Origin of the sequence: Altericroceibacterium endophyticum (assembly GCF_009827595.1) — a bacterium.
In the GTDB taxonomy this organism is placed as follows: domain Bacteria; phylum Pseudomonadota; class Alphaproteobacteria; order Sphingomonadales; family Sphingomonadaceae; genus Altericroceibacterium; species Altericroceibacterium endophyticum.
On record NZ_WTYT01000003.1, the window covers coordinates 457,246 to 480,954 of the forward strand.

Sequence of the window (23,709 nt, forward strand, 5' to 3'; positions counted from 1 at the left end):
GTTCTGAAAGCTGAAAAATAAAAGGCCGGGCCGTAAGGTTCCGGCCTTTTATTTGTTGGATTTAATGCTCTTATCCATCTTCATAGGTGCGCGCCCTTAATTGAATAAAGGGGCGGTTTGCTCAACAAAGTTGCCAGTGATTTAGGGATCTACAGGAGCAACGAGCATGAGCATTTGGAAAAGAAGATCGGCAAAAGGCGCAACGGCACTGGCTGGCGCATTGGGCCTGGGTTTGGCTGATCAGGCTTTCGCACAGACCGGTGGGGAAGCTACGGTCGCTCTCAGCGGAGTTGAAAATGTGACGTCGTGGCAGACTTTGCCGAACGGCTCGTTGGAAGTGGTTACGGCGAACGGGCAGACAGTCACGCTGCAAGCTGGCCAGTTCGTCGCTCAGAATGGTCAGATTTTTGTGACGCAAGCGGCCATGCAAACCGTTGCTCAGGCGGCTGCGGCGGGTGTTGGCGGTTTAACCGTCGGCACCGGCCTGTTGGGGGCGGCTGGTGTCGGTATCGCTGGGGTCGCCGTCGCCGATGCCGCATCCGGAAATGATGATGATAGCGGTGATTCCGGCGGTGGCGATGGCGGCGATGGCGGCGATGGTGGTGATGGCGGTGATGGCAATGCCGCGCCCGTATTCACCAGCGCAGCCTCTTCTTCGGTCGAGGCAGGCAAGACGGCAGCCTATCAGGCGAAGGCGACTGATGCGGATGGCGACACGGTGAGCTACTCCCTGTCGGGCAGCGACGCTGATTTGTTCGACATTGACGGACAGACAGGCGCCGTGACATTTAAGACGGCGCCTCAATTCGATGCGAGCGGTGATAACAAATATAAAGTTACCGTGACTGCCAGCGACGGCGAGGACACGACCGATCGCGATGTCACGATTTCCGTGACAGAACCGGCCCAGCCCAATGCAGCACCTGAATTCACCAGCGATGCCACCGGCACTATCGTTGAGAATGAAACATTGGTGATGACTGTGGCGGCCACGGACGCTGATAGTGACACGGTGACCTATTCGATTGACGGCGGCGCTGATGGCGATTTTTTTGAAATCGATTCCGCCACGGGTGAGCTGAGCTTCAAGGAGGCGCCTGACTTTGAAACGCGCCTCGATGACGGCGAGAACGGCGTTTACGAGGTCAGGGTTGCGGCCACGGATGGCACCGATACCAGCAAACAAACTATCGCGATTGCTGTTTCCAACGCAAATGATGCGCCGGAAATTACCAGCGCCGCAGCTTTCACAATTGTCGAAAATGAGACCGCGATTGGTGATGTGGTCGCCACGGATCAGGATGGTGACACACTGAGCTACAGCATTATAGCCGGCGAAAACCTCAGTATATTCTCGATCAATGAAGATACAGGTGCCTTGTCATTTAGCAGCGCGCCTGACTTTGAAAATCCTCTCGATCCAGACACAGACAACGTCTATAGGATCACTGTCCAGGTTTCTGACGGAACACAAAGTGTAAGTCAGGAAATTGAGGTGACGGTTGAGGACAATCCACCGGTCGTGGAAGATTCCTATAGCGATTCGATGGCAGAGAATAATACTCTTGCCACCACTATTACCGCGACGGATCCGGAGGATGCTGCTCTAACTTTCACGCTCACCGGTGGTGTTGATCAGGATTATTTCATTATTGACCCAACGACAGGTGAATTGTCTTTTCTCACCGCGCCGGACTTTGAAAACCCGGCGGATGATGGCGGCGATAATGTCTATGATGTGAAAGTCACGATCTCCAACGGTTCCACAAGTTTCGAACGTGATGTCGCCATTACCGTAACTGATTCAAACTCAGAACCGATCTCTACGGCTAACATGTCGGCCGAACAGGGGTATAGTACAACGGGTCTCGAGGCTGGTCAGAAACAGGGTTTTTCGGTCAGCGGTCTGGGCGATGTTAATGGCGATGGCGTGGACGATTACGCTGTCGGTTTTTCAGATGCGAATACAACTGGCGGTAATGAAGCCGGTGCCGTCTATGTTATCTACGGCGGAACGCAATTGTCCGGTGCTTTGACAGGGACGGAAACCGCGACACTTGATTTGACCAATTTTACGTCTGATCAGGGTTTCATCATTAATGGGAGTGAAGAAGCGGGCTATCTTGGCTGGTCCGTAGCCGATGCTGGTGATCTGAATGGTGATGGCCTCGCCGATATAGTTGTTGGCGCTTATAATGCTAATGGTGCGATTGGCCGCGCGTTCGCAATTTTCGGTTCGGGCAGCCGTTCATCCGATGTTGATGTCGGGTCACTTGGCTCCGATGGGGTCAGCTTCGACCTTACCGCTGTAAGTGATCAACTCGGTTATTCAGTGCATTCTGCTGGCGACGTAAATGGTGATGGCTTTGACGATTTGCTGCTGGGCGCACGTGGCGTGAATGGCAACACTGGCGCAGCCTATCTTGTTCTCGGTGCCGAAAACATGGTCTCAATAGGCAATCTTGAGACTATGACTGGTAGCGATGGTTTTACATTAAATTACTCGTCAGGCAATGAAGTAGGCACGGCTGTATCATCTGCCGGTGATTTCAACGGCGATGGCTACGATGATTTTATCGTTTCCGAGACTGGGTCGGGCTTCTCGGGAAAAAACTACATACTCTTCGGCGGTGAATCTTATTCAGATGGTGATCCTTCATCTCCAGAAGTGGTGGATGTCGACAGCGAGGGCTTCGGGTTTTCGGGTGCTGTTGCTAGCTTTTTGGGCGAAGGAGTTTCTTCAGCGGGCGATGTAAATGGCGACGGTTTTGCCGATATCGTAACCGGAGCCTGGGGTAGCGGAGGCTCCGTGGGCAGTGCTTTTGTTCTATTCGGACAAAGCGGTTCTTCCTTGCCAAGCAGTTCTGACAATATCTCCGAAGCTGAAGGTTTCACCATTCAGGGTGTCACATCAGGAGATAATTTCGGCATTTCCGTATCTTCGGCTGGTGACGTAAATGGCGATGGCTATGCGGACATAATCATCGGCGCGCGTCAGAATGGCACGGCTACCGGCAATGCCTATCTCATTTTTGGCGGAGCCAATGGCTTTGGTGAAGACGACGGGAGCGGAGGCCGTCTTCTGGATGTCGCGTCCATGACACCGGATCAGGGACTGGCCATTTCCGGTGCTGATGCAGACAGGTTGTTCGGCCAATCAGTTTCTTCTGCCGGTGACATCAATGGTGATGGTTATGATGATGTTCTGATCGGCGCGCCCGAATCGAGCGTCGGCGGGAATAACAGCGGCGCATCCTATGTGATCTATGGCAGTGCGGATCTGGGCGGGGTAGGCGTTCAGGCCGGAGTTGATATTTCTGGAGATGCTAATGCGAACACGCTGGTTGGCGGCAATGGCGACGATGTATTAAGCGGGGCCGGCGGCGCAGATGTGCTCCATGGCGGGGCTGGCGATGATGTCATCCGTGTAACTGACGATAGCTTCGCCTTGATTGATGGCGGCAATGGTCTGGACACGCTCGTCATTGATGGGTTCAATGCCTTGTTAAGTTACAGCGCTTCGGGGGCGACCCTCCTCCCTGCTCGGATTACTTCAATAGAAGTAATTGAAATGGATAATACGGACGACGGTGATGGAATTTCACCATATATCGGTGCAGATTTCATCCTCCAGACGAGCGATCTCAAGGTTGACGGGGAAACCTTCATGATCGTTCGGTACCGTGCCGATACGACTTTATTTCCAGATGAAGTCTTGAACCTTAGTGAGTACACTTCGGAAGGAAGCTATATTCTCAATGGTGTAACGTATGATCGTTACAGCGATGGCAATGCTAATTTGTTGCTGGAAGAGTACGATCCCGGAGCTTCGCCGGTTAGCCTCGATCCTGTAGCGGAGCCTCTGTCCGATGATGGTGCGGCCGATTTGGACAGCCCCACGCAGGATGCCGTGCTCCTGTCGGCCTTCGCTGATGGTATTGAAGGGGCCATGACTCAGATGGCTGATGACGCTGAGCCGGATGTCGCCGTTGATATTCCCAATGCTGATGACGGTGCGGAATTGGCCCTGGCTGAACAGGTCATGGATGGCGCATCCAACACGGATGGTTCATTCAGTTAAGTCACTCTCAATAACAGGCATCACAGAGGCCGGGCCGCTTTGCGCGCCCGGCCTTTTGTATGGGAAAACGGACGCAGAGCTGCACTACACCGCCTGCGGATTTCAACAGTCCGATAGAGAAGGACGCGATTGTCATGCCATCGTAACAGTTGGGGCAGAGGCGCGCATTTGGCGCTAGCCAACTTGTGAATTGAAAAGGCACCTCCATGATCTCGACCCGCCATTGTTCGTATTTGCTCCATTGCGCCATCGCGGCCTTAATCACGGTCCCGGCAGTCACGCAGGCCGAGGCACCGGATCTGGCGCGCAATGCCACGGGCGAATTGAGTGTGCCGGGAGGGGCGCGGCGGATTCATGGCGATATGACTGCGACCTATCGCGACCTTATTTCCGATGGAGAGGTGCGCAATGTCATCCTGCTGATTGGCGATGGCATGGGCGATTCCGAAATCACTATCGCGCGCAATTATGCAGAGGGTGCAGGTGGCTATTTCAAGGGGATCGACGCTCTGCCGGTGACGGGCCAATACACCCATTATTCTCTGGATCGCGAAACCGGCAAGCCAGTCTATGTGACCGATTCCGCGGCATCGGCAACGGCCTGGTCCACCGGGGTGAAGAGCTATAATGGGGCGATTGGCGTCGATATATATGGGCAGCCGCATCCATCCCTGCTCGCGCTGGCCAAACGCGCAGGCTATGCCACTGGTGATGTCTCAACGGCAGAAATTCAGGACGCCACACCTGCGGCGCAACTGGCCCATGTGACCCAGCGTAAATGCTATGCTCCTTCTGTCACGTCTGAGCGCTGCCCATCCAACGCATTGGAAAATGGCGGTTTGGGGTCGATAACGGAACAATTGCTCGATCGCCGGGCGGATCTGGTTCTGGGTGGCGGCGCGGCCAGCTTTGCCGAAACTGCCAAAGCTGGTGAATGGCAGGGCATGACCCTGGCCGAACAGGCCGCAGCGCGCGGTTATCGCATTGTTCGTAGTGCGGCGGAACTCAGCGATGTTGATCAGGCCAATCAGGATACGCCGCTGATCGGTGTGTTTTCTGAAGGCAATATGCCGGTGCGCTGGAACGGGCCGCGGGCCAGCCATCACGGCAATCTGGAAAAGGCGCCGGTGCGCTGTGCAGCCAACCCCGAGCGCACAGCCAACATCCCGCAGCTGGCCGATATGACGCAAAAAGCGATCAGCCTGCTGCAGGATAATCCGAAAGGTTTCTTCCTGCAGGTGGAAGGCGCATCGATCGACAAGCAGGATCATGCCGCCAATCCCTGCGGCCAGATTGGCGAAACGGTTGATCTGGACGAAGCGGTGCAGGTCGCGCTGGCTTTCGCACGGCAGGATGGGCACACGCTGGTCATCGTCACCGCGGATCACGCCCATAGCAGCCAGATCGTTTACAACACTGCGAAAGCACCCGGCCTGACCGAGAGCCTGCTGACCAAGGATGATGCAATCATGACGGTCAGCTATGGCAATTCCGAAGAAGGGTCCATGGGGCATACCGGTACCCAATTGCGCGTTGCCGCCTATGGCCCTCGCGCAGCCAATTTTGCCGGACTGACGGATCAGACGGACATGTTCTACACCATCCGCGATGCGCTGAAGCTGAAATAATTCGTCGGCGCACCGCGCCACAACACATCTAAAAAGGGCCGGGCAGCGCATTCCCGGCCCTTTCGCGTAGGTCATGCAAGGGAGATGATGCCGCAGTTGCAAAAAACGCTCGACAGAAACGGTAATGTTATACTATCTCAGTGTGAGGTTATAACAAATCAACCAACGATTGAGGGTCCCCTATGTTTAAAACGCGTGCAATTCTGCTCGCCTGTGCCGCACTGATTCCTGCCACCTCCGCCATGGCGCAGGAGGAGGCGCCCAAGCCGGTACAGAGTGATGATGATTTTCACGGCGATATTGTGGTGAAGGCACCGGGCCTCGATCGTTTGGACCTCCTCGCCGGGACTTCCGTCGTCAGCGGTATGGAATTGCAGCGTAACCAGGCGGGGCAGATCGGCGACGTGCTCGTCAAATTGCCCGGTGTTTCCGCCAGCGGTTTTGCGCCCGGTGCCTCGCGCCCGATCCTGCGCGGTTTTTCTGGTGAACGCGTTCGCATCCTCAACGATGGTCTCGGAACGATTGATGCATCCTCTGCATCTTCCGACCATGCCGTAACTGTTGATCCGCTCTTGGTGGACCGGGTGGAAGTGCTGCGCGGCCCTGCGGTGTTGCTTTATGGCAGTCAGGCCATTGGTGGTGCGGTGAACATTCATGACAAGCGCATTCCGCCAGCCGTTCCGGATGAGCCGATCCATATCGACACGATGACCGCTTTCGATACGGTCTCAGACCTTCGCGAAGTGGGCGCATCGGTTGATGTTCCGGTTGGGAAGCAGGTCGCTTTCCATGTCGACGGTTCCTATCGCAAGACGAATGATCTTGAGATTCCGGGCTATGCAGCATCAGACGCTTTGCGGCAGGAATTGCTGGCCTCCGCCGCGGAAGAGATCGAGGAAGGGCACGATCACGAAGCCGAGGAAATGCAGGAAGCAGCGTCCATCAAGGATAAGCTGCCCAACAGCGCAACCGAAACATACAGCCTGGGCACGGGCGTTTCCTTCTTCTCTGGTGAGAGCAGCCTCGGTGTTTCCTTTGGTTATTATGACACGAAATACGGCGTTCCCAGTCTGCCGGGCATCGGCCATGTGCATGAACATGAAGAGGAAGGTCATGACGAAGACCATGATCACGATCATGAAGAAGGCGCCGACGATGATCACGACCACGATCATGAAGAGGAAGGCGATGTCACTATTGGCATGAAGAAATATCGTGTCGATCTGGCCGGGGTGCTGGATACGGGCGATGGTTTCATCGACGAAATTCGCACCCGTGTCGGCTATAGTGACTACACCCATACAGAATTTGAAGGCGACGAAACCGGCACGGTTTTCGATGTCAGCGGTGTTGAAGCGCGGATGGAATTCGTCCAGTCGCGGCGCGATAATTGGAGCGGCTCCTTCGGTGCGCAATATTACCATCAGGATTTCTCGGCGACAGGCGAAGAAGCCTTCATTCCTGAAAACCTGACCGACCAATATGCGGTGTTCGCTCTGCAAGAGGTGGATCTGAGCCCCGTCAATGTCCAGATCGGCGCACGGTATGAGCATCAGGATATTGATCTCAGCGATCAGGATATATCGCGCGATTTTGACAGCTTCTCGGGTGCGCTCGGCCTGTCCTATGGCCTGACCGAATATTTGCGGGCAGGTGTCAATTTCAGCCGATCGGAACGCGCCCCTTCGGCTCAGGAACTGTTTGCCGATGGTCCGCATGTGGCGACCCAGCAATATGAAATCGGCGATGCCGACCTGAGCACTGAAAAGGCATTGGGCCTGGAGGGCTATGTTCGCGGCAATGTCGGCGATGTGAAAATTGGTGTGTCGGTTTATAAAAACTGGTTCGACGATTTCATCTATCTGGCCGAAACGGGCGGCGAAGAAGACGGGTTGGAAGTGCATCAGTTCCTGCAGGATGATGCGGATCACTTCGGGGTGGAAGGCGAAGTGTCCTTCCCCTTCTACAAATCCGATGATCTGACGCTGCTGGCCGATTTCCGGGGTGACTACACCCATGCAGAATTGGCCGATGGCAGCCCGGTCCCGCGCATTCCGCCGGTCAGCCTGCTGGGCGCCGTGGAAGCGCAGATGGATGCGGTAAATCTGCGGGCGGAAGTGGAATGGTATGGCAAGCAGGACGACGTTGCCGAACATGAAACGCCGACTGACGAGTTCACTTTCGTCAACCTGTCCGCAGCGTGGCAGCCTTGGAAAGGCAATAAGAACATCACGCTGATGGTTCAGGCGGATAATATCTTCGACAGCGAAGGCCGCCGTGCCACCAGCTTCACCAAGGAATACACCCCGCTGCCGGGGCGTAATTTCAAGATTAGCCTCCGAACAAGCTTCTAAGCTTCAACAGCCCCCCGATGACGAACCCTGGCGCCCTGACGGGTGTCAGGGTTCGTTATAATGGAATGGGGTGATGACCGGTTCAGGATAGGCCTCATAATCGAAGCTCGGCGGCAGGTCGGGTTCGAGGCCGTCAATCGAACGCAGCAGGGGCACGCCGCCCTTGTGCCAGCCCTTTTCATATTCGGCGTAAAAATTGATTACGCCGTGCAGCTTGGCGATCCGCCATTTGCCATCTTCGCGCACATATTCGTTTTCATAGGTAGCCTCACCCCAGCGGCCTTCCTTGCCGAGCCAGCCGATGGTGATGAAGGTGCGCCAGCGCGCCTTTGCGGTTCCCGCCTCGCTATCGATATGGATAACCGGCTGCAGCTGCATATGGTTGAAAATCACGCCATGGCCATATTCAGGCAGGCATTTGAGATAGGCCCGCGCCCGTTCGCGCCCGACATAGACACCGCGTCCGGCGATCTCCAGCGTGCCATTTTCGGCAAACAGATCGGCTGCGTCGTCCCACAGGCCCTTATCAACATAATAGCCATAGGCGCATTGCAGGTTGATCAGGTCGCGGTAGTCATCGCCTTGCTGCACGCGCTGGGCCAGGCGGTTTTGCTCTTCGCGTAAAGCCGCCAGCTCCGCGCGCAATTCTGCTATCTCAGACTTATTCTCACCGCTCATGCTTCTCTCCATATCGGCGCAGCGTCAGCGCTGTCTTACAGCTTGGGAAGAGTGACGCCGCGTTGCCCCATATATTTGCCGGCCCGGTCGGCATAGGTCGTCTCGCACGGCTCGTTACCCTGCAGGAACAGAAACTGACAGGCGCCCTCATTGGCGTAGATCTTTGCGGGCAAGGGGGTGGTGTTGGAAAATTCCAGCGTGACGTGACCTTCCCAGCCTGGCTCGAGCGGGGTCACATTCACAATGATGCCGCAGCGGGCATAGGTCGATTTGCCGAGGCAGATCACCAGCACATCTTCCGGCACGCGGAAATATTCCACCGTGCGTGCGAGAGCGAAGCTGTTGGGGGGAATGATGCAGCAATCGGTGCTGCGATCAACAAAGCTGTTTGCGGCGAAATCCTTCGGATCGACGATCGCATTATCGACATTGGTGAAGATCTTGAAATCTTCCGCCACGCGCGCGTCATAGCCATAGGATGAAAGGCCATAGCTGATACAGCCATCGCGTTTCTGCCCTTCTACGAAGGGTTCGATCATTTTGTTGTTCAGGGCTTTGTCCCTGATCCATTTATCGCTGAGAATCGCCATCCGCATGGGATTGCGGATGGCGATGCTTTGTTCAAGAGGCGGGGTGAATTATCCCGATATTATCCCTCAGCCATCAGGCTGGCATTTCCGCCTGCCGCAGTGGTGTCGATAGTCGTCACCCGTTCGGTGGCAAAGCGGGCCAGATAGTTCGGGCCACCAGCCTTGGGGCCGGTGCCGGACAGGCCCTCACCGCCAAAGGGCTGGCTTTCAACCACTGCGCCAATCTGATTGCGATTGACGTAGAAATTCCCAACTTTGACATGCGCTTCCACCCGGCGGCGGGTGGCATCGATCCGGCTGTGGAGGCCCATGGTCAGACCGAAGCCGGTAGAATTGATATCCTCGATCACCTCTTCCAGCTCGTTGATATCAAACCGGACGATATGCAGGATTGGGCCGAAATTCTCGCCATCCAGATCATGAATCGAATCCAGTTCGATGATGGTCGGGGCGACGAAGGTTCCATTTTCCAGACCTTCGGGCAATTCGCGGCGATGCACCTTGAAGCCCTTGGCCTGCATATCGGCGACATGGGCCTCCAGCTTCTCGCGCGCATCTTCATCAATCACCGGACCGACATCCGTCGACATATCGCGCGGGTCCCCGATCACCAGTGCTTCAAACGCACCCTTGATCATGTCGAGCATGGTGTCGGCCACTTCGTTCTGCAGGTAAAGCACCCGCAGGGCGGAACAGCGCTGACCTGCACTTTGGAAGCTGGAGGCCACCACGTCGCGGGTTACCTGCTCTGGCAGAGCGGATGAATCGACGATCATGGCATTCTGCCCGCCTGTTTCGGCAATCAGCGTCGCAATCGGCGCATCACGATCGGCCAGGCTGCGGTTGATAGCGCGCGCCGTACCGACCGAGCCGGTAAAGACCACGCCCGACACGCGTTCATCGGAGGTCATCCTTCCTCCGACATCGCCGCCACCGGGCAGCAATTGCAGGACATCATTGGGAATGCCTGCTTCATGACAGAGCCGGGTAGCGAGTGCGGCGACCAGCGGTGTTTGCGCAGCCGGTTTCGCAAGCACCGTATTCCCGGCGGCAAGCGGCGCGGCCATCGTGCCGGTGAAAATCGCGAGTGGGAAGTTCCACGGTGAGATCGAGGCAAAGATACCGCGCCCATACAGGCCGAGCCGGTTTTCCTCGCCTGTCGGGCCGGGAAGCGGCAGGGGCGCTGCGAACAGCATGCGGGCTTCGCTGGCGTAAAAGCGCAGGAAGTCGACGGCTTCGCGCACTTCCAGCACGCCGTCGATGATGTTTTTGCCCGCTTCACGGTGACAGATGGAGATAAACTCCGCCATGTTCTCCTCAAACAGATCCGCGGTACGATCCAGCAGATCGGCCCGGGCGAGGCCGCCGAGCGCATCCCAGCGCGGCTGCGCTTCCTTGGCCCTTTTATAGGCAAGATCGACATCTTCGGGGGCCGCTTCCAGCACGGTGCCGACAACCTGACTTCGGTCAAAGGGGGAGCGTATTTCACGCACTGGTCCGCCGCTCCCAGCCAGCACGGTCGGGGCTGCTGCCCAGACTTGTTCGTTCAGTTCCTGCAACCGGTCCAGCATCGGGCGGCGGACGACCGGATCGGCCAGATCAACGCCCATGCTGTTTACGCGGCCGGGGAAGATATTCACCGGCAGCGGGATGGAAGGATTGCGTTTGGGATGGAGCTGCTCAAGTTCCTCAATGGGATTGGTGACCAGATCCGAAACCGGCACTTCGGCATCGGCCATGCGGTTGACGAAGGAGCTGTTGGCGCCATTTTCCAGCAGACGCCGGACGAGATAGGCCAGCAAATCCTTATGCCCGCCGACGGGGGCATAGAGCCGGACGGGCGTGACCTGCTCGCCGGCGCTCTTTTCATGCTGCGCCAATGCGGCATAAACATCCTCGCCCATGCCGTGCAGGCGCTGAAACTCGAACTTCTTCTTGCCGGCCATCGCCTTGATCGCACCCACAGTATAGGCGTTATGCGTGGCGAAAGCGGGATAGATCACATCGCTGGCCGCCAGCAATTTCTGCGCACAGGCGAGAAAGGAAACGTCGGTGGAAACTTTCCGCGTAAATACGGGGTAATCATCATGCCCGCCGACCTGGGTATGCTTGATCTCCGTATCCCAATAGGCGCCCTTCACCAGGCGGATCATGAATTTGCGGTTATAGCGGCGTGCAAGGGAAGCGACCCATTCGCACCACGGCGCGGCGCGCTTCTGATAGGCCTGAATGGCCATCCCGAAGCCTTCCCATCCGCCGCGGAACAATTCGTCATCCGCAGCGAGAATTTCGATCACGTCCAGCGATGGCTCAAGCCGTTCAGCTTCTTCGGCATCAATCGTGAAATGAATGTCTGCGTCACGCGCATCCAAGGCCAGTTCACGCACGACCGGCACCAGTTTGGCGACTGCCTCTTCCTGATGCAGATAGTCATATTTCGGATAAAGCGCGGACAGTTTGACCGAGATGCCAGGAGATTTCACGATCCCCTTGCCGGATTCTTGCTTCAGCCTCGCAATCGCGCTCTTATAGGACTGGCGATAACGCTCCGCATCCTCGAACGTCATCGCAGCTTCGCCGAGCATGTCGTAAGAATGGGTCAGCCCCTTCTTCACTTCCGGCTTGCCGCGCTGAATCGCTTCATCGATCGTGCGGCCGAAAACGAATTGCCCGCCCAGGATGCGCATCGCCTGCAGGGTTGCGCGGCGGATAACCGGGTCGCCCAGTCGGCCTACCGCACGGCCCAGTGCATGGCTCAGGCCCGCTTCCTTGCTTTCACCGCCGCGCAGCACTTCACCTGTCAGCATGAGCGAGAATGTGGCGGCATTCACGAAGGTGGAGCTGCTGGTGCCCAAATGCTCGCCCCAGTCGAGCTTACCGATCTTGTCATGGATCAGCGCATTGGCGGTGGTTTCATCCGGCACGCGCAGCAGCGCTTCGGCCAGACACATCAGCGCGATACCTTCCTCGGTTGCCAGTCCGTAAGAATGCAGAAACGCATCCAGACCATTCGCCTTATGTTTGCGGGCACCCTCAATCAGCTTGCTGGCAATGGCGGAGGACGTCGGGTGGAGGTCGGAAATAGGGGCGGCCTGGTCCAGCCTCTTATTAACGCATTCCTCTTCCTCGAGCCGATAGGCCGCGCGCAGGTTGCTACGATCGATCATCCGATTATCCTCTGTCTGCGGCTGGCTGGTGGCCCAAGATGCTGGTTTCACTTGCAATCAGTCCTCCGATATCAAACTGGCGAAATAAGCGCTGGCCCATTTCAAAGATCTTGCCCGTTTCCCTGAGGAAGGGCACTCACATATGCTATGCAATGCGTGTTCAGCCGGAAAGGTTTCGACACTTCTTCAGGAGGTGGTCCTTCACCGATCATTTCGGGCAGACCGGTCAGCCTGCCAATCCCGTCTTCGGGACCTCCTGAGACAACCTATGAAGATCTTGGTTTGGGGGTTCAAGCGAACCGTGCAAGCAAAGGCAAAATTGGGCGGAATAATGGATGTCATCACGACCCGATGTTCCTGAGTTGCGGTGAAGCGTTGTTGGGCCAATGCGGCGCGGCGCAGACTCACCTTGCGAATCAAGGGGTTGCAGTCGGCGACGTCTTTTTGTTCTTCGGCCTTTTCAAAGCGGAACAGGAAAAACCGCATCACCGGATTTTTGGATATTTGCGGGTTGAGACAATCCTTGATCTGCGCCGCGCGGATGATCGGCAATGGTCTGAATTGCGCGCACTGAAGCACCCGCATGTGATGGCGGGGCAAATCACCAATGACACGATCTATCGCGGGCCGGGAAGGGAGGCGCGAACGGCCCATCCGGCCTTGCGCCTGACGGTGGAGGAGGGGCCGCCCAGCCTGTGGAACAAACCACGCTGGCTGAAACGCGCGAATTTATCCTATCATGACCGGGAGGATCGCTGGCTGCCCGGATCGCGGCTCAAAAGTGTGGCGCGGGGGCAGGAATTTGTCAGCCGGATCGGGCGCGGGCGCCAGGCACGTGAATGGCTGGAGAATGTGATTGCCGCCATTGATGCGGAATAGCGGAACTTCGCCTGCACCCTGACGCTTATTCCATGATTGATACATCGGAGGATCAGCATGACCGGTAGCAGGATTGAACGTGACACGATGGGCGAAATCGCCGTTCCGGCGGACCGGCTGTGGGGCGCCCAGACGCAGCGGTCACTGCAGAATTTCCGCATTGGTGTGGAGCATATGCCCACTGGACTGGTCCATGCGCTGGCGCGTGTGAAGCGCGCCGCAGCCCACACCAATCAGGCCTTGGGTTTGCTGGATGCGGAACGCGCCGATGTCATCGTGGCCGCTGCGGATGAAGTGCTGGCGGATAAGTGGAACGATCATTTTCCGCTCGTCATATGGCAGACCGGATCGGGCACGCAGAGCAATATGAATATGAACGAAGTGCTCTCCAATCGCGCCAATCAATTGCTGGGCGGGGAGCTGGGAACCAAAACACCGGTTCATCCCAATGATCACGTGAATATGAGCCAGTCATCGAATGATACATTCCCGACCGCGATCCATATTGCCGCAGTGCTGGCAATCCGCGAGGAGCTGATACCCAAATTAACGAAAATGGGAGATATGCTGGAGAGCAAAGCCCATGACTGGGCGGCCATCGTCAAGATCGGTCGGACCCACACACAGGATGCGACGCCGCTGACGCTGGGGCAGGAATTCTCCGGCTATGCACAGCAGGTCAAAGCAGGAATCGAGCGCTTGCGCCTTACTTTGCCGGGTATTGAGCAATTGGCGCAAGGGGGCACGGCGGTTGGCACCGGGCTTAATTCCCAAGAAGGTTTTGATGTGAAATTCGCCGAAGAAATCGCCGGTCAGACTGGCTATCCCTTCACCACGGCGCCCAATAAGTTCGAAGCGCTGGCCGGGCAGGATGCGCTGTTGTTTTCGCACGGCGCCATCAACACGCTGGCCGCCAGCCTGTTCAAGATCGCCAATGATATTCGCTATCTCGGTTCCGGCCCTCGTTCCGGGCTGGGCGAACTTTCCCTGCCGGAGAATGAGCCCGGATCATCAATCATGCCGGGCAAGGTAAACCCCACGCAATGCGAAGCCGTGACACAGGTCTGTGCGCAGATATTCGGCAATCAGGCCACGCTCGGCTTTGCGGCGAGTCAGGGGCAGTTCGAACTGAACGTCTACCGCCCGGTCATGGCCTATAACATGCTGCAGTCGATCCGATTGATGGGTGATGTGGCGGCAAGTTTCACAGACAATCTGCTCGCCGGACTTGAACCCCGCCGCGACAATATTGCCCGGCTGGTAGAAAATTCGCTGATGCTGGTCACAGCGCTTGCGCCCAGTATCGGTTACGACAAAGCCGCCGCCATCGCCAAGGCTGCGCATAAGAACGGCACGACTTTGCGCGAAGAAGCCGTAGCAAGTGGTGCGGTGAGCGAGGCCGATTATGACCGGATCGTCCGGCCAGAAAAAATGACCGGTCCGACCCCATCAACCTGATTAGTTTTTATCGGAGAAACAGATACGGTGCTCAGGCCAAGTGGCGATTTGGGAGGAGCGAGACAGAGGAGCTGCTACTCCAAATATCCATTCCTGTAATTCACCCGAAATATCAATAAACTAATAGAATGGCGCACATAAAGCTCTTGCTTTTGGAGCTCTTATTTGGAGAGCTGGTGCAAAGGGGATTGAATTTTGCGTCGTTACTTTGGTTTCCGCATCGCTGGTGCGCTGTGTGCTATGGTCTTGGCCGTCTGCGGGGTTGGGCAACCGGCACAAGCCAAATGGCGGGAGGCATCGAGCGAGCACTTCGTCATTTACGCGAATGAAAGCGAAGGCAATTTGCGCCGGTTTGCGGAAAGTCTTGAGCACTTTCACGCAGCGCTGAAATTTCTGCTTTCGACGGAGCCTGACACGCCGAGCCCCTCCAACAGGCTGACCATCTATCAGGTCGATAATCGCAGAAAGGTGCGGAAACTGTATGGCGGCGATAATCGCTATGTCAGCGGCTTCTACCTGCCCAGAGCAGAAGGCTCTCTGGCGATTGTCCCTCATGGAATCGTCAGTGGCAGAAAAATCAGCCAGTCCATGGCGGTTTTGCTCCACGAATATACGCATCACTTTTTGACTGCGGCATCAACCGCGCCACCAGTGGAATGGTTGAGTGAAGGGGCCGCAGAATTCTGGGCTGCCGCATCGTTTGAACCAGACGGGACTATCAACGTTGGCCGTGCGCCGATGCACCGCGCTTATGAACTGCTCTCCCTGCCGAAAGTGCCGATTGAGGAATTGCTGGATAGCAGCCTTTATGAAGCCAATCGCGGGCGAAACTATGACTCGTTTTATGGCCGCAGCTGGCTGCTGTATCATTATCTCACTTTCAGCAAGGAACGCAGCGGCCAGTTGCGGGAATATATGCTGCGGGTTGCCCAGGGAACAGCGTCACTTGAGGCAGGACAGGAAGTTTTCGGCGATCTGGAGCAGCTGGAAGATGAGCTGTCGGACTATTTGATGCGCCGGCGGATTCTCAGCTTTCAGCTGAAACCCGGTACGCTGAAGATTGGTGAGATAACGATACGGGAATTGCGCGAGGGTGAAGCGGCGATCATGCCGACGCGCATCGTTTCCAAGCGCGGCGTTAATGAGGAAATCGCGCAAGAGGCAGTGGCCGATGCACGAGAAGTGGCCGCAGAATATCCAGATGACAGCGCCGTTTTGGCGGAGCTGTCCGAGGCTGAACTGGATTCTGGCCATATTGATAAGGCTCTCGCTGCTGCAAACAAGGCCATCGAACAGGACGGCACGAATCCGGAAGGCTATGCGCGCAAGATCTATGCGCTGTTTGCCAAGGCAGACGAAGAAACGGACGCTGCAGCCACATATACAGAAGCGCGCAAAACCATCGTCGCGCTCAACCGGCTGGAAAACGATCACCCGGTCCCCCTGATTTATTATTATCGCCTCTATGTCGAGCAAGGGGAGGCCCCGTCTGAGGTGGCGGTGCAGGGAATCAGACGGGCGGTATCGTTGGCGCCATTCGATCTCGGTTTGCGGATGACTGTCGGGCAATTGATGCTCGAAAAGGGGCTCAAGGATGAAGCGCGGGGATATCTGGCGCCTGTTGCCTATAATCCCCATGGCGGTGAAATGGCGGCCGCAGCCCGGCAATTGATAGAATATGAACGCTATGTGCCAAGTGCTCCAGTCATAGAATATACCCCTCCCGAGGGGGATGATTCCTAGCATTTAAGCTTCGGCGAATTGGCATGATGCGACCGTGACCTTCGGCATAGTCTTCTAAACAGTGAATGCCTCAATTTGACATATCAAGAACAAAGGCAAAAAAGCTCTGGCTTGGGAGAGGATGAGGCGATGAGTGGTTTAGCAGGCGCCACATCGGGCGATCGGGATGCGTATTCCAGAATAAAGCGCTTGAGGATATCGGCCAGACGACATTCTTGGCGTGCTGGAATCTAACTGGCTCAGCAAGCCGCATCGCGATCACAGCCTCAGTGCCTGCTGAGCCTCCTTCATCGTGGTTATGACTTTGGGCTTGCTTTGTTCCGCCTTTGCCGCAGATGCAGCACATCGTCGGCTGGCCAGGAACTGCCCCGGTGGTTGTCCCATGACTTTCTTAAACATCGTGATGAAAGTGCTCGCACTTTCATAGCCCAGATCGAACGAGACGGTCTGGACCGATGCGCCTTCAGTCAGACGTTCGATCGCGAACATCACCTGGAACTGCTGGCGCCACCGCCCAAAATTCATGCCGGTCTGGCTCATGATGAGCCTGAACAGACTGCGCTCGCTCATGGCGACGATCCGCGCCCATTCCCCTATGGTCGTGCGATTGGCGGGATCTGATGACAGGGCCTTGGCGATAGTTCTCAATCGTGGGTCCGCCGGCATCGGCAGGTGGAGACTGCCCATGGGCGCGCGCTCAAGCTGGTCGAGCATGGTCTGAATGAGACGGCCGTCAGCGCCTTCGACATCATACAGCGGCGGTAGTCTGGTCACGGCGATCAGCAGCTCGTGAAGCAGCGGTGTGGTCGAGAAGGTACTGCATTCTTCAGGCAGGTTACGAGCAAGTTCGGGGTCGATGAAGAGCGTGTAGACTTCAAGGTCACCGACGCAGCATACGCTATGCTCCGTGTCGCCGGGGATCCACAATGCGCACTGCCGCGGCACCATCCATAAACCGTGTGCCACCTCACATGTGATGAGGCCACGGACCGCCAGGATGAGTTGCGCCTCGCGATGCTGATGCCGAGTTTGCTCTAAACCTTTGGTGAAAAGCTCCATTCCCACCGCCGAAACTGGCCTGGGAATCTCCGCCGGTTCAAAATCATCATAATCGTTGTTTTGCATCATTGTGATCCACAAGAGTGCCCTTTCATCTGCCAGAAAGGCCGCGAAATTGCGAATCGTTATCAATATTATGGCGGGATTGCGACATCATTTGGCGGGATTGCTCAATCTGACAGGGGAACAATCGTTCGGTTACGCGTCTTCAATACCACGACGGGGAACAATCGTGCGGGAACAGGGCGTTCACCCGGCACCCTCCTTTGCGAAATCCGGATTGTGAAGCGAGCTATGTGCATCAGAGAGAGGGAGCTTCGACGGTAGCACGCCGGAATTTGAGCATCGGTCGGGCGACAAAGAACGCGGTCAGGAGCAGCGCGGCATCGACCGCCCAGCTCATCGGATCGACAGCGGAAAGTCCGCCCGCGGCACCAATCGCAGCATGGAGCAATGCCAGTCCTGCCAGCGCTACGGCCGTCGCAGCACGCAGCCACGCTGCCAGACGCGCCTGCATGAAGGGCACACAGGCCAAGGCATAGGCCGCTATTGTGCCTGTTGCCCACCCAAGCAGCGGCGCGCCCTCGGCGTCCGTTGCAAGCGAAGGGATCGCTGCCAGCGTGAGCGCCAGCGGTTGCCCCCAGATAGTGGCCGCCCACAAGCGCTCCATGATTGGCGCAGGGCGCCCCTTGTCGCGTCGACGGGTCAACCAGATCTGGATTCCGGTGGCTGTTATGCTGCACATCGACAGGCCGAGAAGACCATAGGCAAGCTTGACGAAGCCCCCGCCAAACCAGCCAAAGTGGAGCGGCTGGATCGCGAATATCACCTGCTGGGCGAACGACCGCTTGGCGACGTCGGAACCGAAGACCTTGTTGCCCTTGCTATCGTATAAGACGCTTTCTCTGAGAGGGAGACCACGCGGATCATGCAGGCCGATCCCGATCCGCTGCTCCTTTGCGCCCGGCTGCTGAATGGAGACCGATTGGACCGTGAAGCCGGGGACGCCTTCGGTCGCTGCGGCGATGAACGACGCGCTCGGCGGAACCGGATCGGTCCGCGGCGCGTCAGCCGCCCCTCGGGCGGAAGGTCCGGTAAGGTCGGAAAAGGCCTTGGTCATGTCCCCCTGATAGGTGGTCGCAGCGACACTACCCAAGGCGATGAGGAAAACGCCGAGGAAAGCGGCGGTGAACGCCATAATGAGGTGAAAGGGCAAGCCCCAGGTCCCGATGCGGTTGTGGAGGTCGGCCTGACTCAGGCGTGCAGAGCCACCGCTGCGGAGCCGAAACGCGTCTTTGATGATGCGCGGATGAGCAAGAATGCCGGAAATGACCAGCGCCAGCAGAGCCATCCCTGCCAGCCCTACGATCACCGTGCCGATGCCATAGGGGAGATGAAGATTGATATGCAGCCCCACCAGAAAGTCGCTGACATCGTGCCGCACCTTCATCACAGGCTGGCCCGATGTATCGGCAAACCAACTCCCGCTGTTCAGCCGGTCACCACTTCGGGCGGAGAGCACGAAATGCGGATTGGCGGCCGATGGAAGCGTCGCTGAAACCGATCGCACTGCATCCTTCGGCCCCATCTCGCGGAGAGCGGCCAGTCCCTCATCAATCACTTCAGGGGAAACAGAGACCACCTTGGGAGCCGTGGGCTGCTCCCAGCGCTCCAGCTCCTCGACGAACACCACGACGCTTCCCGTCAGGCAAATAAGATAAATCGCCGCGCTGAACGCGAGGCCTAGCGCGGAATGCCCCGCCAGCACGGCGCTGACCCAGCCTTTGGAAAACAGCGGCTTGCGCATTGCGGGGCGGAGGGGATCAGTCATGACAGCAAGGTCCAGGCAATAACGGCACCCGCGATGGCGGATGCGGCGGTCATGCTGAGGACGGGGCGCAGCATCACGCGGTCACTCAGCATCCAGATGATAAGACATGCCCAAAGCAGCGGCACGATGACAACGCCCGTTGCGAAGCGGTCGGACTGGGCACCCGGCGCGATGCCAGCCGCTGCTGCGCCGATGGCGTTGGCGGTGATCGCGGTGAGAAGTATCGCCGCCGCGCCTCTCGCCCAGCCTCGCCAGCGTGAACGGCGTCGCTCATCGGGATCAAGGCCCATTTCTTCCCTGATGCGCGACTTCGCCGGGCGAGCGGGCCGGCGCTCCTCACCAACTTTTACCACCGTCATCGCACAGAGGCTGAAAGTCAGCAGCATTACAGCAAGGCCCACGACCACCCCCCACCATAGGGCAATAAGAATACTGGCTGGGATCAGCACCAGCCATCCGCCTGCCGCCCATAGCTTGCGCCGCAGTCCTGCATCTCGCCATGCTCTCCGCAGCATCAGAACCGACGCGAGACAGACCGCTATCCCGAGCACTCCCGCTATCTGTTCGTTCAAGGAAACCCCGCCCTCTTGTTTTGCAAACGCGAATTGATTGCAGCAAGGGCAATAGGGCGGTTCCATGGCGAACGCGTTGCGCGATCCCGCCAAAGAGTTTCGAGATATCGCCAGACCCCGCAGTGACTCTGTTTAACCGATAGCGATGGGGCCTGAGAGCCGCCCAGATTGGCAGAATCGCAAAAGAAAATGGCTGGCAAGGCCAATGCTCAAAGAAGGGATCTGCCTTAGTTTTCCATACCTTAGTTTTTCAATGCGACTGAGTTGCGTGCCGACGAAGCCATTCGCCGACCAACAGGACACACTGAAATGAGCCGACATTTTTCAATCCGTATTTCAGCCCGGCTACTGTGATGTACGCCAAGCCAACGAGCATGAAGGCGCGCCATTATCATGAGCGTTTGATCATCAAGGCCATGCGCTTATTGGCTGCGCCTGCGCCGGGACCATCCTCGGGCGAGGGGCTGCTGCGCTGTGCCGGTATTGAAGAAGAAGGCGTTTCCGCGCTAGCGGCTGTCGTCGCCCTTTTGCCACGGCTGTTGCCCGCGGCGCGTCTTCACGGCATCGGCTCACCCTTCGTCTCTTCGGGTGAGATCGTCCTGCTCGGCGAACTCGGCCGTCGTCAGCGGCAGCGTTCCGCATCGCTGCTGGGTGCGAAACGCTGGCCGCTCAAGCTTCCACCATCGCTGGGTTTGCTGCTCGATACCTCGGCTTCTGCGCTCTCTGCGGCCGACATCTTCCTCTTTCACCGAACCATTTCCGCCGCACTGGACTACGCCCGCGAAATGCCCAGCCCAGGAATAAGCCCTATGACCGGTGCGGCGCCAGGTCTTCGACCCGCCATCCATCCGGAGATTGATCGCACCTGACTTGCGGTGGGTTCCGACCTCATGAGGTCGGAACCCGCTGTACAAGACTCCAGTGGCACCCTTAGTAACGGAGGCGTATGGTAAACATGGCGTTTCGCGGTGCGCCCACGGCGGCTGTGTCATAGAAACCGGCTCGCATCCAATAACGCTTGTCGAACAGGTTATTGACGTTCACCGAAGCAGACAGACTTTCATTAAACGCATAGCGAGCGAGGGCATTGACCAGCGCGTAGCTTCCTTGCACGACTGTCTGGTCCTTCAATATCCCGCCCGCGCCATCCGGCCGGTTGATTCCCCTGAATTCGATATTGCTTTGCCAGTGGATGCCGCCACCAATTGTCAGTCCATCCAATGCTCCCGGCAGGCGATAGCTCGTGAAGAATTTGAGCGTCCTGCGAGGTTCCTGTGCATTAAGACGTTCGCCGTCGGGTGCTTCGCTTTTAAGCCAGGTGAAGCCGCCTGAGACATTCCAGTTGGGAAGAATTTCCCCAGCTGCTTCCAGCTCGAATCCTCTGGTCTTGGTCCCGTCGACCGCGATATAAGCGCTGCTGAGCGGATTGTTCGGGTCGAAGAACCCGACATCCTCCTGCGCTAATTTGTCCAGCCGCGTGTCGAACAGGGTCAAGGAGAGGTTGAGGTCGCCACGGAAGAATTCGCCTTTGATGCCGACTTCCCGGCTATTGCCTTTGGTCGGTTCCAGAATGTTGCCGTTGCGGTCGCGCCGATCTGTCTGCGGCTTGAATATCTCGGTATAGCTCGCGAACAGCGTGAAATTCTTGGTTATGTCATAGGTTGTGCCAGCATAGGGGGTGAACCTGTTCTGCCGATACCGGAGACTGTCGGACCCGACCTCGTCCTCATCCAGCTCATAGCGATTGAAGCGGCCACCGAGAATGACCTTCAGGTCCTCCGTGGGCGACAGACGAGCCGCGGCATAGAGTCCGTATTTCCTGGTCTTGACCTGTGACTCCTTGGACCATGGCAGCGAGTTGTTCTCGAAGTCCAGGCGAGGGATCTCATCCACCTGGTCGAGTGATGGCGCAGGCGTCGTCGAGAAAGGAAAATACAGGTTGGTCGCGAGGCGAGATCCCGGAGAATTCCGTTTCATCCACGAGAGCGTGGCGCCGACGATCAGTTGGTGCTCCCTGCCGAACAGTTCGATCGGACCGTTGGTTTGCAAGTCCACCGTGTCCTGCTTCGTCTTGCTGCTGAACTTCGTACCGGCCGCCATCACCGGGACGCTGGAAAAACCAGTCTGCCGGTCGGGATAGAAGCCGATATTTCGGCGGGGATTGGTGGGATCGACACCCGTCAGCGCAAAGAGTTCCGCGTCGGAGTCCAGCTTCGAATGGGTCAGCGCGCTCTTGAACTTCCAGCCATTGGCAAAATCGTGAGACAGGTTGAGGAACGCTGTCAGGGATTCCACGTCAAAATAGGTCCAAGGCGGCGACAGGTTTGCGGAACGGCGTAGATCCGTCGTCAGCGAGCCGTCGCTGTAGAAAAGCGGAGCGGCGCCCCAGGACGATCCCTCTGGCTGACTATCCTGATATTCGACCCCAGCGGTCAGGATCGTATGATCGGTCAGATCAGCCTCGACCACGCCATAGCCAATGGCCTTATTCGGCTGGTAGAAATCAAGATAGGATTCCTGATCCTGATAGACGCCAATGACACGCGCACGAATTTTCCCGCTGCCCGTAAGCGGTGCCGAAAGGTCGAGCGAGCCGCGATAGTTTTCCCACGATCCTGCCAGCGCGGACGCGCCGATGGCGAACGCATTTTTTGGCCGCTTGCGGATCAGATTGATCGATGCCGATGGATTGCCAGAGCCCGTGAGAAGGCCGGTCGCGCCCCTCACGATCTCGACGCGATCGTAAAGCGCGGTGTCGATGAAACCGATGCCGTTGTCGAGCGAGCTCACCACGCCGTCATACATGATGTTGTCGACGCCAAAGCCGCGTGAGGAGTATCTGACGCGCTCGGAATCAATATAATTGCGTGTCACGCCAGGCGCGCTTTGCAGCACGGAATCAAGATTTGTAAGGCTCTGGTCCTCCATAATCTGGCTGGTGATGACTGTAACCGCCTGCGGAATTTCTCGTGGCCTGAGTGGCAGGCCGAGCGCCGCGCCGGTTGAGCGCGTGGTATAGGAGCCGAAGTCTTCGGTGACCTGACCTTCCTGAACGCCGGTGACGATGATTTCGGCGACGTCCCTGATCGTGTTCCGATCCTCGTGGCGAGACACGCGTCGTTGGTCATCCGGTCGATCGTCCGACTGCGCCTGGGCGGCGCTATTTGCTGTGATGATCGCGCAAGCAATGAGGGATCCCGCCCCTCTGGCGATGGCCCGCTTGCGTCTGCCGCGACGATCTCGCAACCGATCAGAACGACTGCCGACGAAACCTATTACCCCGAGCATTGAAACCCCTTTTCAATAAGTGCGAATGCATCGCATTAACATTGAAGGGGTGGTACAGCGTGGGCTGCGATCTGGCGCTTGTCAGATCAGCCAATCGATTTCGCGATTCCGCCAAAAATCCGTGAGCAAGGACGGGGATGATCTGTTCGACAGTTCGGAAAGCCGGAGCGAATTTTCTCGTCTCGGATGCCATATCGAACGCCGCCCGGAGTTGAGCGGGACGACTGTCCGAAAAACAGGACCAGAGTAGCCTCTCGAATCAAAACAGGCCAAGCAGCGATTTTCGCCTAAAGCCACAAAAGCTCGCTGATTGTCGATCCGGAAGTGGGGATGGAGCCTCGACTTCGTTGACGACCAAATCGTGTGCGACAGACGGTTCCG

The 23,709-nt window shown here is 57.3% G+C and carries 14 protein-coding genes; 7 read left to right on the top strand and 7 right to left on the bottom strand.

What is annotated here, in order from left to right:
* Positions 1 to 166 precede the first annotated feature (166 nt).
* The 3 genes from GRI91_RS09085 to GRI91_RS09095 all read left to right on the top strand — a co-directional run bounded on the left by GRI91_RS09085 (position 167) and on the right by GRI91_RS09095 (position 8,063).
* Positions 167 to 4,081 carry a cadherin domain-containing protein gene (locus GRI91_RS09085; protein ID WP_160736320.1) on the top strand — a complete coding sequence of 1,305 codons (3,915 nt, stop codon included), beginning with the start codon at positions 167 to 169 and terminating at the stop codon, positions 4,079 to 4,081.
* Positions 4,082 to 4,287: 206 nt separating this feature from the next.
* Entirely contained in the window at positions 4,288 to 5,709 is a 1,422-nt protein-coding gene (phoA, locus tag GRI91_RS09090; protein WP_160736321.1) for an alkaline phosphatase, read from the top strand.
* A gap of 182 nt (positions 5,710 to 5,891) precedes the next feature.
* Entirely contained in the window at positions 5,892 to 8,063 is a 2,172-nt protein-coding gene (locus tag GRI91_RS09095; protein WP_160736322.1) for a TonB-dependent receptor, read from the top strand.
* Positions 8,064 to 8,108: 45 nt separating this feature from the next.
* Here GRI91_RS09095 and GRI91_RS09100 read toward each other — a convergent pair whose 3' ends face one another.
* The 3 genes from GRI91_RS09100 to putA are packed head-to-tail and all read right to left on the bottom strand — an operon-like array spanning position 8,109 to position 12,498.
* Entirely contained in the window at positions 8,109 to 8,741 is a 633-nt protein-coding gene (locus tag GRI91_RS09100; protein ID WP_160736323.1) for a nuclear transport factor 2 family protein, read from the bottom strand.
* A gap of 35 nt (positions 8,742 to 8,776) precedes the next feature.
* On the bottom strand, positions 8,777 to 9,331 hold the full coding sequence (gene dcd, locus GRI91_RS09105; protein ID WP_160736324.1) for a dCTP deaminase: 555 nt from the start codon (positions 9,329 to 9,331) through the stop codon (positions 8,777 to 8,779).
* 59 nt (positions 9,332 to 9,390) lie between these two features.
* On the bottom strand, positions 9,391 to 12,498 hold the full coding sequence (gene putA / locus GRI91_RS09110; RefSeq protein ID WP_160736325.1) for a bifunctional proline dehydrogenase/L-glutamate gamma-semialdehyde dehydrogenase PutA: 3,108 nt from the start codon (positions 12,496 to 12,498) through the stop codon (positions 9,391 to 9,393).
* Between the two features lie 147 nt (positions 12,499 to 12,645).
* Between putA and GRI91_RS09115 the strand changes: the two genes are divergently transcribed.
* The 3 genes from GRI91_RS09115 (at position 12,646) to GRI91_RS09125 (ending at position 16,578) form a co-directional block, all read left to right on the top strand.
* Complete coding sequence (locus GRI91_RS09115; RefSeq protein ID WP_160736326.1) at positions 12,646 to 13,377, top strand: Nmad3 family putative nucleotide modification protein; 732 nt, start codon at positions 12,646 to 12,648, stop codon at positions 13,375 to 13,377.
* Between the two features lie 57 nt (positions 13,378 to 13,434).
* The gene (fumC, locus tag GRI91_RS09120) at positions 13,435 to 14,835 is read left to right on the top strand and encodes a class II fumarate hydratase (RefSeq protein ID WP_160736327.1); all 1,401 of its coding nucleotides are present in this window, start codon (positions 13,435 to 13,437) and stop codon (positions 14,833 to 14,835) included.
* 195 nt (positions 14,836 to 15,030) lie between these two features.
* The gene (locus GRI91_RS09125) at positions 15,031 to 16,578 is read left to right on the top strand and encodes a tetratricopeptide repeat protein (RefSeq protein WP_160736328.1); all 1,548 of its coding nucleotides are present in this window, start codon (positions 15,031 to 15,033) and stop codon (positions 16,576 to 16,578) included.
* Positions 16,579 to 16,836: 258 nt separating this feature from the next.
* Here the strand turns inward: GRI91_RS09125 and GRI91_RS09130 are convergent, their stop codons facing one another.
* The 3 genes from GRI91_RS09130 to GRI91_RS09140 all read right to left on the bottom strand — a co-directional run bounded on the left by GRI91_RS09130 (position 16,837) and on the right by GRI91_RS09140 (position 20,040).
* Positions 16,837 to 17,706 (bottom strand): AraC family transcriptional regulator, encoded by an 870-nt coding sequence (locus GRI91_RS09130; RefSeq protein ID WP_160736329.1) that lies wholly within the window; start codon positions 17,704 to 17,706, stop codon positions 16,837 to 16,839.
* 232 nt (positions 17,707 to 17,938) lie between these two features.
* A complete protein-coding gene (locus GRI91_RS09135) occupies positions 17,939 to 19,468 on the bottom strand; it encodes a PepSY-associated TM helix domain-containing protein (protein ID WP_160736330.1) in 1,530 nt (509 codons plus the stop codon).
* Positions 19,465 to 20,040 carry a hypothetical protein gene (locus GRI91_RS09140; RefSeq protein ID WP_160736331.1) on the bottom strand — a complete coding sequence of 192 codons (576 nt, stop codon included), beginning with the start codon at positions 20,038 to 20,040 and terminating at the stop codon, positions 19,465 to 19,467. Before GRI91_RS09140 ends, GRI91_RS09135 begins: the two co-directional genes overlap by 4 nt.
* Positions 20,041 to 20,414: 374 nt before the next feature.
* Between GRI91_RS09140 and GRI91_RS09145 the strand changes: the two genes are divergently transcribed.
* A complete protein-coding gene (locus tag GRI91_RS09145) occupies positions 20,415 to 20,909 on the top strand; it encodes a hypothetical protein (RefSeq protein WP_160736332.1) in 495 nt (164 codons plus the stop codon).
* A 61-nt stretch (positions 20,910 to 20,970) separates the two neighbouring features.
* Here GRI91_RS09145 and GRI91_RS09150 read toward each other — a convergent pair whose 3' ends face one another.
* On the bottom strand, positions 20,971 to 23,154 hold the full coding sequence (locus GRI91_RS09150; protein ID WP_160736333.1) for a TonB-dependent siderophore receptor: 2,184 nt from the start codon (positions 23,152 to 23,154) through the stop codon (positions 20,971 to 20,973).
* Positions 23,155 to 23,709: the final 555 nt, after the last annotated feature.

Excerpts from the sequence above, each read along its gene's own strand:
- GRI91_RS09085 (WP_160736320.1), top strand. The coding sequence starts at position 167 with ATGAGCATTTGGAAAAGAAGATCGGCAAAAGGCGCAACGGCACTGGCT.
- phoA (WP_160736321.1), top strand. The coding sequence starts at position 4,288 with ATGATCTCGACCCGCCATTGTTCGTATTTGCTCCATTGCGCCATCGCG.
- GRI91_RS09095 (WP_160736322.1), top strand. The coding sequence starts at position 5,892 with ATGTTTAAAACGCGTGCAATTCTGCTCGCCTGTGCCGCACTGATTCCT.
- GRI91_RS09100 (WP_160736323.1), bottom strand. The coding sequence starts at position 8,741 with ATGAGCGGTGAGAATAAGTCTGAGATAGCAGAATTGCGCGCGGAGCTG.
- dcd (WP_160736324.1), bottom strand. The coding sequence starts at position 9,331 with ATGGCGATTCTCAGCGATAAATGGATCAGGGACAAAGCCCTGAACAAC.
- putA (WP_160736325.1), bottom strand. The coding sequence starts at position 12,498 with ATGATCGATCGTAGCAACCTGCGCGCGGCCTATCGGCTCGAGGAAGAG.
- GRI91_RS09115 (WP_160736326.1), top strand. The coding sequence starts at position 12,646 with ATGCAATGCGTGTTCAGCCGGAAAGGTTTCGACACTTCTTCAGGAGGT.
- fumC (WP_160736327.1), top strand. The coding sequence starts at position 13,435 with ATGACCGGTAGCAGGATTGAACGTGACACGATGGGCGAAATCGCCGTT.
- GRI91_RS09130 (WP_160736329.1), bottom strand. The coding sequence starts at position 17,706 with ATGATGCAAAACAACGATTATGATGATTTTGAACCGGCGGAGATTCCC.
- GRI91_RS09135 (WP_160736330.1), bottom strand. The coding sequence starts at position 19,468 with ATGACTGATCCCCTCCGCCCCGCAATGCGCAAGCCGCTGTTTTCCAAA.
- GRI91_RS09145 (WP_160736332.1), top strand. The coding sequence starts at position 20,415 with ATGAAGGCGCGCCATTATCATGAGCGTTTGATCATCAAGGCCATGCGC.